This window comes from Falsiroseomonas sp. HC035 (genome assembly GCF_050563525.1).
Taxonomy (GTDB): Bacteria; Pseudomonadota; Alphaproteobacteria; order Acetobacterales; family Acetobacteraceae; genus Falsiroseomonas.
In genome coordinates this window covers 92,021-100,559 of record NZ_JBNXUN010000016.1, presented here as the reverse complement: position 1 = coordinate 100,559, position 8,539 = coordinate 92,021, and the positions used below count along the sequence as shown (strand labels likewise).

Here is an 8,539-nt window from a genome sequence, read left to right as displayed (position 1 = left end):
GGTTCTGTCGCAGTTGCTGAAGGCCGAGATGGCCGAGCGGGAGGTCCGCTCCATCGCCTACCAGCTCAAGGCCGCACGGTTCCCGACCTACAAAGACCTGACGGGCTTTGACTTTGCCAGCAGCCAGATCAACGAAGCCCTGGTGCGCCAACTGCATGCCGGTGCTTTCATGGAAAAGGCCGACAACGTCGTGCTGGTCGGCGGGCCAGGCACCGGCAAGACCCACGTCGCCACCGCGCTTGGCGTCCAGGCGGTCGAGCATCACCGCAAGCGGGTGCGGTTCTACTCCACGGTGGAACTGGTCAACGCCCTCGAGCAGGAGAAAGCCGCCGGAAGGACAGGTCAGATTGCCGCCCGCCTGCTCCATACCGACCTGCTGATCCTCGACGAACTTGGATATCTGCCGTTCAGCGCCTCGGGCGGTGCCTTGCTGTTTCACCTTCTCAGCAAGCTCTACGAGCAGACCAGTGTCGTCATCACCACCAATCTCAGTTTCAGTGAGTGGGCGGCGATCTTCGGTGATGCCAAGATGACGACGGCGCTCCTCGATCGGCTCACCCACCACTGCCACATCCTGGAGACCGGCAACGACAGCTTCCGCTTCAGGAACAGCTCCGCAACCCAGGCCCATCGTGAAAGGAAGCCACAGCCCACCTGACAGAATCCGAGAACCCCGCATCCCCACAACCCGGGTCAGATCCTCGTGGCAACCCCGGGTCAGCTCTCAGTGGCAATCAACATTCTACCTGCAGCACAACACCCTGCGCTTTGCCTCGCCGATCACCCGCGTGACCCAGGTGATGCGGCGGGAGGGCGCGCGTTGGATGGCCGAGGCGACCTTTGATCCGCTCGACCGGGTCCGCGCCGGCGTGCTGGAGGGGCTGCTGGCGGCGCTGGCCGGCTCGGTCAACACGGTGCGGGTCTGGGACTGGCGGCGGGAATACCGTAGTGGCGATCCGCGCAGCCAAGGCGACGTGCCGACCGGGCCGTACTCTTTCAGCGACGCCACCATCTTCACGGACGGCACCGGCCTGGTGGTGGGGTCGGGCAGTCCTTCGCTTGCAGCCGGCGCGGCCCGCGGGGCGCTCAGCATCCAGGTCCAGGGCTTCTGGCCCGGCACGGTTGCCGTCGGTGCCGGCGATTACTTCGGGCTGAACGGTCGGCTCTACATGGCGACCCAGGCGGTGACCGCCTCCGGCACCGGCACCGCGACCATCCCCATCGGGCCGCCGCTTCGCGCCGCGGCCGCGGTATCGGAGCCACTCGTGCTGACCCAGCCCACCGTGGCGATGCGGCTGATCTCCGATGATGAAGCGATCAATCCAACCCGCCCCGGCCGCTTCACCGCGATCACGATCCGCCTCGAGGAGGTGCTCTGATGTCCGGCATCACCGCCACGCCGCGGCTGTCGCTCCAGGCGGCCGCGGCCGCCACCGCGCCGGTCGCCACGCCGATCATCCTGGTCGATCTCGACTTCGCCTCCGGCCCCTTTCGCGCCTGGACGGGGCTCGGCCAGCTGGACTGGGCGGGGATGGTGTTCGAGGGGGTCGGTTCGCTCGGTGCGGTCGGCGAGATCGAGGAGACCACCGAGATCCGCGCCGTGCGGCTGACGCTCACGCTGTCACCGGTGCCGCAGGAGGTGGTGGACATCGCGCTTGCCGAGCGGAGCTTTCGGCTGCGCACCGCCCGCCTCTGGGGTGGGCTACTGGATGCCGAGGGCGCCTTCGTCGCCGACCCCTTTCCTCTCTGGGCCGGACTGATGGACACCATGGAGGTGGTGGACGGCGCCGAGCCGCGGGTCTCGCTCGCCTGCGAGAGCCGCCTGGTCGACCTCGAGCGCGCCGAGGTGCGCCGCTACACCGATGCCGATCAGCAGGCCGAATACCCGGGCGACCGCTTCTTCGAGTACGTGCCCGCCCTGCAGGAGGCGCAGATCACCCTGCCGGCGTCGTGACCCGGCGCCCGGATTGGCCTGGCCGGCTGGCAGCCCTGCTGTCGGCGGTCGAGGCGCGGCCGTTCGATGCCCGCCGCTGGAACTGTGCCCGATTTGCCATGGCCGCGATTGAGGCAGTGACCGGGGAGCGGCCCTGGGTGCGGGTGCGGCCCTCCCTGGAAGCATCGGCCGACAGCGCTGGCTTCCCGCGCATCCCGCCGACCTTCACCCGGGCCGGTGACGTCGTGCTAGCCGGCGATCCCGCCCGCCTCGGCGTGGTCGTGGATGGCGGCCGCGCTGCCTTCGTCGGACCGCGCGGGCTGCTGCGCCAGGCCATCACCACCTGCACCACCGCCTGGAGGATCGGCTGATGCCGGCTGCCGTCCCCCTCGTCGCGGTGCTCGCCGGCGGCATCGCCTCAGCCGCGGTCGGCGGCGGCATCATTGGCGCCGTCGTCGCCGCGGGTGCCGCCTTCGTCGTCTCCTCCATCGGCCAGAGCATCTTCCCGACCAAGCGAGCCTCCTCCACCGCCGCCGCCGCGGCGGCCGCGAACACGCTCACCAGCACCGCCGCGACCCGCACCCAGTCCTTCCGCCAGGCCATCACCGAGCACCAGATCGTCCTTGGCCGGGTCAAGGTCGGCGGGCCGATCGTCTTCATTCACTCGGCCACCGACGATGCCGGGCGGGAGGATGGCTACTTCTACGCCGTGGTGGTGATGGCCGCGCACAGGGTGCGTGCCATCGGTGAGGTCACACTCGGCGACAAGGTCGAGACGGATGCCAGCTTCGCCGGCCTGGTGCGGGTGGACCGACACCTCGGCGATCCTGGCCAGGCGGCCAACGCCAACCTCGTGGCCGAGACCGGCGGCAAGTGGACCAGCGCCCATCGCGGCCAGGGTCGGGCCTATATCGCGGTCCGGCTCAAGATCACCGCCGAGGCCTTCCCCGCCGGCCCGCCCAATATGGCGGCCATTGTCGAGGGGGCTGATACTATCCTGGATCCCCGCACCGGGATCACCGGCTGGTCGGACAACCCGGCGCTGTGCCTGGCCTGGTATATCACGGCGCCCTTCGGCTGGCGGGCCACCTGGGACGACATCGACATCCCGTGCCTGATCGCCGCTGCCAATATCTGCGACGAGATCATGAGCCGGCGCGGTGGCACCGCCGAGCGCCGCTACACCTGCAATGGCACGCTCTCGCTGGCCGAGGGCAAGATCGCCATCACCGAAAAGCTGGTCGCCGCTATGGCCGGGGCGCTGGTGGTCTCGGGCGGGCGGTTCTTCATCCATGCCGGGGGGCCAGTGCTGCCGGTGGCGACGCTCACCTCCGACGACCTGCGCGGCGACGTCACCATCCAGGGCAGCCGGGCACGGCGAGACCTCTTCAACGGGGTGCGCGCCGTTTACGTCGAGCCCTCGGCCAACTGGCAGCCTACCGACGCGCCGCCACTGCTGGCCAGCAACTACGTCGCCGAGGATGGCGGCGAGGCGATCTACACCGACCTCGAATTTCCGCTTACGACGTCGGTCTCGACCGTGCAGCGGCTGATGAAGGTGGCGCTGGAGCGGAATCGCCGCCAGCGCACTGTGGCCTTCCCGGCCAACCTCTCCGCCCTGCGGCTGCGGCCCTGGGAGGGCGCGACGGTGGCGCTCGACCGGCTGGTGCCGTTCCCGGCGAGGATTACCGGCTGGAGCCTGGCGCAGGACGGCGGCGTCGATCTGGTGCTGGCCGAGGAAGACAGCGCGGTCTGGGACTGGAACCCGGCCGTGGACGAGCGCGCCACCGGCGACAGCCCATCGGTGGTGCTGCCCAATCCCGGGCGCATCGCCGCACCCGCCAGCATCACCGTCGGCACGCCGTTCACCAGCAGCTTCGCCGCGCTGGCGGTCTTCTGGTCGCCGGTCGGCTCGGCCTATCTCGTTGGCTACGAGGTGGAGTTCCTGCCGGCCTCGGTTGCCGTGTGGCAGGGCTACGGGGCGGGTCTGGGCGCCACCGCGGCGGTGATCCCCACCGCCGAGCCAACCGCTTTCCGGGCGCGCGCAGTGGCGCGCAGTGGCGCGGTGTCGGGCTGGCGCACCGCCCCGGTGCCGGCCGCCGTCTCGGCGCCGACGGCGACCGGCATCACCGGCGGCGTGCGCCTGTCCGGCGGCTTTCCCGCGGATGCCGTGCGGCTGCAGGTGTTCGAGGCATCTTCGAACAGCCTGGCCGCCGCCACCAAACTGGCCACCGAGCCGACCTCGCTGTTCTGGGATCGCACCGGTCTCACCGCAGGCCAGACCCGCTGGTACTGGCTCCGAAGCGTCTCGGCCGAGGGCAACGTTTCGGCCTTCGCCGGCCCGGTCACCGCCACCGCATTTTAGGAGGCCCGCCATGCCGGCGCGCATCGACGACCTGCTGGTCCTCAACGTCAACCTCAACAAGAGCGACTTCGCGAAGTATCTGCGCGACCGCGAGGCCGTGCTGCCGAATGATTTCGGCGGGCTCGGCGATGGCGTGGCTGATGACCGCACTGCCATCCAGGTCGCCTTCGATCGCGCCGGCGCGGACCAGAAGTTCGCGATGATCCCGCCCGGCACCTGGAACGTGTCCGGCACCGTCACCCTGCCGGGCGGGGCGCGTGGCCTGATCATGCAGGGTACCATCCGCTACACGGGCACGGCACCCACCTCCGTGCTGGTGCTGGGCGATGGCGGCACCATCCGGAATGCGGAGAAGCTCTATACCGGGCTGAACGTGATCCGTCAGACGCTGTCCGACTGGTCCTCGGAGGCGGACATCGGCATCACCGTGCGCAACGTGGATGCCAGCCAGATCGAGCTGCGCCGCGTCGAAGGCTTCACCATCGGCATGCGCACCCTCGGCGACGGCCGCGGCGTGGAGGACAGCACCTTCACGCTGGGGCGCATCGTCAACAACCGCATCGGCCTCGACATCTGGTGCGCCACCGCCACGGCCTGGAACACCTCGATCCGCTATTATGGCGGGCACTTCGCCCAGGCGACCGGGGTGAATGCTGCGCAGGACCGCTTCGGGGTGCGCTTCGGGAATGAGGCCGGCGCCTATTCCAACCACAACCGCCACGTCTTTGACGCGCCAAACTTCGAACTGCGGCAGGCTGGCAGCAACAGCGCCATCCCCTTCCTGAACCAGACCTCGGGCTCTGCCATCATCGCGCGGAACATGCGCATGGAGGCCTGCTCGCCGCTGGCAGCGCGGCACACCGCCGGGGCGCAGGACTGCGAGTACGATATCGCCTGGACCAACACCTACCTGGTTGGCATCGACTACACGGCGACAGCCAATCGCTGCGGCAATGCGGTGATCAACCGGCATCGCGCGCCGGCGTCGCGGTTCCAGCGGTTCCTCGCGGGGGTGCCGAACACCCGGGCGGCGGCGTTTCGCCAGTCCGCGACCGAGGTGGGTGTCGAGGGACTGATCACCGTCGCGACCTCGACCACCACCGCGACCTTCATGGCGGATTTCTGCTTCAACGGGCTGGCGGACGTGACCCCGACCGACCGCGCCGTGACGCTGGCGGCAAACCGTGGGCTGGGGTGGATGCTGGATACCTCCCAGGCGAAGGAGTTCGCCCTGGCGCATTGGCTGACGAGCGGCGCCTCGGGTGGGCGGCTCTTCGTGCGCGTTTTCGACGGCGCGGGGAACGTTCGCGAGGACATCGCGGGCGATGTGCTGGCCTCGATCACCACGATGCAGTGGAACGGGCCTGCCAAGGGCTGGAACGCCGGCGCGCCGATGGACGATGCGAACTTCAATCGGCGCCAGACCATCCGTGTCGGCGCGGCGGTGGCCTATGCGCAGGTGGGGGTGATCGGCTTTGATGGGCCGATCGACCTACAATCGCTGCGGCTCTACGGGCTGCCGGAGGCCGCGCCCGCGGTGCTGAACGGCACGCCACTGCTGACGGGGGCGCTGTTCGGCTCAGGGAGGCGGGAGTTCGCGGCGGAGGTGTCCTGGGATCTGCCGAGCCTGGCGCCGGGGGCAACGGCGCTGCTCGATGTCACGGTGAACGGGTCGCGGGCGGGCGACCTGGCAACGGCGTCGCTGGTGTCGTCGACGCGGTTCATCGAGCTCGATGCGGCGGTGTGGTCGAACAACACGGTGCGGGTGATGGCGCGAAACATCTCGGGCGCGACGTTCGATCTGGCTGCGGCCACGCTGTCGGTCGGGGTGGTGAAGCGGCGGGTGCCGTGAGTGGCTGTTCAAGAGGAGGCGATGCCGCCGTGCGGGAGAGCAGACGCATTCCCGCGATGGCAAGGGTGACGTCCCCGTGCTGTTGGGTTATCCGGCGTCGCATGCTCAGTTCATGGGCGTTTGCACAAGGACATCGCCGACATGAATGGCATTGATGAAAAGCTCCGACCCGTTCTGGCAGAGGTGCTGCGCCGCAATCCAGGCGAGGCAGAGTTTCATCAGGCCGTGCGAGAAGTGCTGGAAAGCCTTGGACGTGTTGTTGCCAAGCACCCGCACTATCTGAGTGATGCCCTGATCGAGCGCATCTGCGAGCCAGAACGCCAGATCATCTTTCGGGTGCCCTGGACCGACGACAAAGGTCAGGTCCACATCAACCGTGGCTTCCGCGTGCAGTTCAACTCGGCCCTCGGCCCCTACAAGGGGGGGCTGCGCTTCCATCCGTCGGTCAATGTCGGCATCATTAAATTCCTCGGCTTCGAGCAGATCTTCAAGAATGCTCTGACCGGCATGCCGATCGGGGGCGGTAAGGGCGGTTCCGACTTCGACCCCAAGGGCAAGTCCGATGCCGAGGTCATGCGCTTCTGTCAGTCTTTCATGACCGAGCTGTATCGGCATCTTGGCGAATACACCGACGTGCCAGCAGGCGACATCGGCGTGGGTGGGCGCGAGATTGGCTACATGTTCGGCCAGTACAAGCGCCTGACCAACCGCTACGAGGCCGGCGTGCTGACGGGCAAGGGCTTGGCCTACGGCGGATCCCGCGCCCGCACGGAGGCGACGGGCTATGGGGCCGTCTATTTCGTGCAACGGATGCTGGGCACCAGGCGCAGCGAGCTGGCGGGCAAGCGCGTCATCATTTCCGGCTCGGGGAACGTCGCGATTTATGCGATGGAGAAGGCGCTCGAGTTCGGCGCCCGGATCGTCGCCTGCTCGGACAGCAGCGGTTACGTGGTGGACGAGGGCGGGATTGACCTTTCCCTCCTCAAGCAGATCAAGGAAGTCCGGCGCGAGCGCATCGCCGAGTATGTGCGGCTGCGGGGAACGGGTGCGCATTTCATTGCGGGCGGCTCGGTATGGGACGTGCCCTGCGACGTGGCCCTGCCCTGCGCCACGCAGAACGAATTGTCCGGCCGCGATGCCGGGACGTTGGTGCGCAATGGGGTCGTGGCCGTCGCCGAGGGCGCGAACATGCCGTGCACACCGGAAGCGGTTAAGGTCTTCCAGGATTCGGGCATGCTGTTCGCGCCGGGCAAGGCCGCGAATGCCGGCGGTGTTGCCACCTCGGCCCTCGAAATGCAGCAGAACGCGTCGCGCGACAGCTGGACCTTCGAGCAGGCGGAGGCGCGGCTCATGCAGATCATGAACGACATCCATGATCGCTGCCACGCGACAGCCGAGGAATACGGCGCGAGCGGCAACTACGTCCTGGGGGCCAACATCGCCGGCTTCGTCCGGGTGGCCGACGCGATGCGAGCGATGGGCGTGATTTAAGACATCTGCCGCCTCAACTTCGAGGTGTGTAGCGCGGAACTGGACGAGCCGGGTGAACGCGTTCACCGCGCGGTCCCAAAGGGGCGAAAGGCCTCTGCCGAAGCAGCGCCTGACGCCCCTTAATCCCGGCGGCCCTGGCTGTATGGATCCGCAGCTCCGCCTGCGCGATCCACTTCGATGAGCCCGGATTGGTGGCCGCTGCAAAGCTGCGCCTGCAGCGTGCCGCGGCGGCGCAGCACGCGCAGGGCGCGCAGCAGCAGACGCGCGTCGCCGGTCTTGGCACCACAAACGGTTGCCCCGCGGCTCCAGGGCGAGGCGGAGCCGAGATGATCATGGAGCAGGGAGGCCACGAGACCTGGCGTCCGGTCCTCCACCGGGACAGCGCGCAGCCCGTGCAGCGCGCGATTGGCCGCGCCCGTCGCGAGGACCCCTGCCGCACAAGCCTTCGCCATCCAGCAGATCACGTCAACGACTGGCACCGTCAGCGGCCTGAGGTCATGGGCCGCGTATTGGAGCACCACGTCGTCCGGCTCCGCGCGGCCATGCCGGAGCAGTCCTGCGACACGGCCAACGCCAGTGACCACGCCGGGTATCGAGGGATCTGCTGCCAGCATCGCGCCGAAGCTTGCCGCTCCGAACAGGCGTATCCCCCGGGTCGCGGCGCGGCGCGCCTCCCCTGGCTCCATGCGTGTCTCCGGGTCGAGAACCCCGTCCACGATCCCGACCAGGGCCGGCCCAGGCAGCGTGTCGAGGTCGCCGCGGCGGAGCGGAGGCCGGTAGTCGGCGGTCAACAGTCGCCGCGCCTCCACCCACGGAAGGCTTGGACCCAGGAAGACGATGGGCAACCAGGACAACGGGCGAGCGCCGCATTCCGGCGCCCTGGGCGCAGGCCGATCCA

General features: G+C 68.6%; 8 protein-coding genes. 7 read left to right on the top strand and 1 reads right to left on the bottom strand.

What is annotated here, in order from left to right; genetic code table 11:
• The 7 genes from istB to gdhA form a co-directional block, all read left to right on the top strand.
• The coding region (istB, locus tag ACLF3G_RS24205) for an IS21-like element helper ATPase IstB (RefSeq protein WP_430671963.1) at positions 1–658 on the top strand (658 nt) is incomplete at its 5' end.
• 130 nt (positions 659–788) lie between these two features.
• A complete protein-coding gene (locus ACLF3G_RS24200; protein ID WP_430671962.1) occupies positions 789–1,379 on the top strand; it encodes a hypothetical protein in 591 nt (196 codons plus the stop codon).
• The gene (locus tag ACLF3G_RS24195) at positions 1,379–1,954 is read left to right on the top strand and encodes a hypothetical protein (RefSeq protein ID WP_265547301.1); all 576 of its coding nucleotides are present in this window, start codon (positions 1,379–1,381) and stop codon (positions 1,952–1,954) included. Before ACLF3G_RS24200 ends, ACLF3G_RS24195 begins: the two co-directional genes overlap by 1 nt.
• On the top strand, positions 1,951–2,304 hold the full coding sequence (locus ACLF3G_RS24190; protein WP_430671961.1) for a DUF6950 family protein: 354 nt from the start codon (positions 1,951–1,953) through the stop codon (positions 2,302–2,304). The genes ACLF3G_RS24195 and ACLF3G_RS24190 overlap by 4 nt, the downstream gene beginning before the upstream one ends.
• On the top strand, positions 2,304–4,298 hold the full coding sequence (locus ACLF3G_RS24185) for a phage tail protein (RefSeq protein WP_430671960.1): 1,995 nt from the start codon (positions 2,304–2,306) through the stop codon (positions 4,296–4,298). Before ACLF3G_RS24190 ends, ACLF3G_RS24185 begins: the two co-directional genes overlap by 1 nt.
• 10 nt (positions 4,299–4,308) lie before the next feature.
• The gene (locus ACLF3G_RS24180) at positions 4,309–6,150 is read left to right on the top strand and encodes a hypothetical protein (RefSeq protein WP_430671959.1); all 1,842 of its coding nucleotides are present in this window, start codon (positions 4,309–4,311) and stop codon (positions 6,148–6,150) included.
• 120 nt (positions 6,151–6,270) lie between these two features.
• Positions 6,271–7,641: an NADP-specific glutamate dehydrogenase gene (gene gdhA, locus ACLF3G_RS24175; protein WP_430671958.1), complete on the top strand. Its 1,371-nt coding sequence runs from the start codon at positions 6,271–6,273 to the stop codon at positions 7,639–7,641.
• Between the two features lie 119 nt (positions 7,642–7,760).
• Here gdhA and ACLF3G_RS24170 read toward each other — a convergent pair whose 3' ends face one another.
• Positions 7,761–8,432, bottom strand: a complete 672-nt coding sequence (locus ACLF3G_RS24170) for a TfuA-like protein (RefSeq protein ID WP_430671957.1) — start codon at positions 8,430–8,432, stop codon at positions 7,761–7,763.
• Positions 8,433–8,539 lie beyond the last annotated feature (107 nt).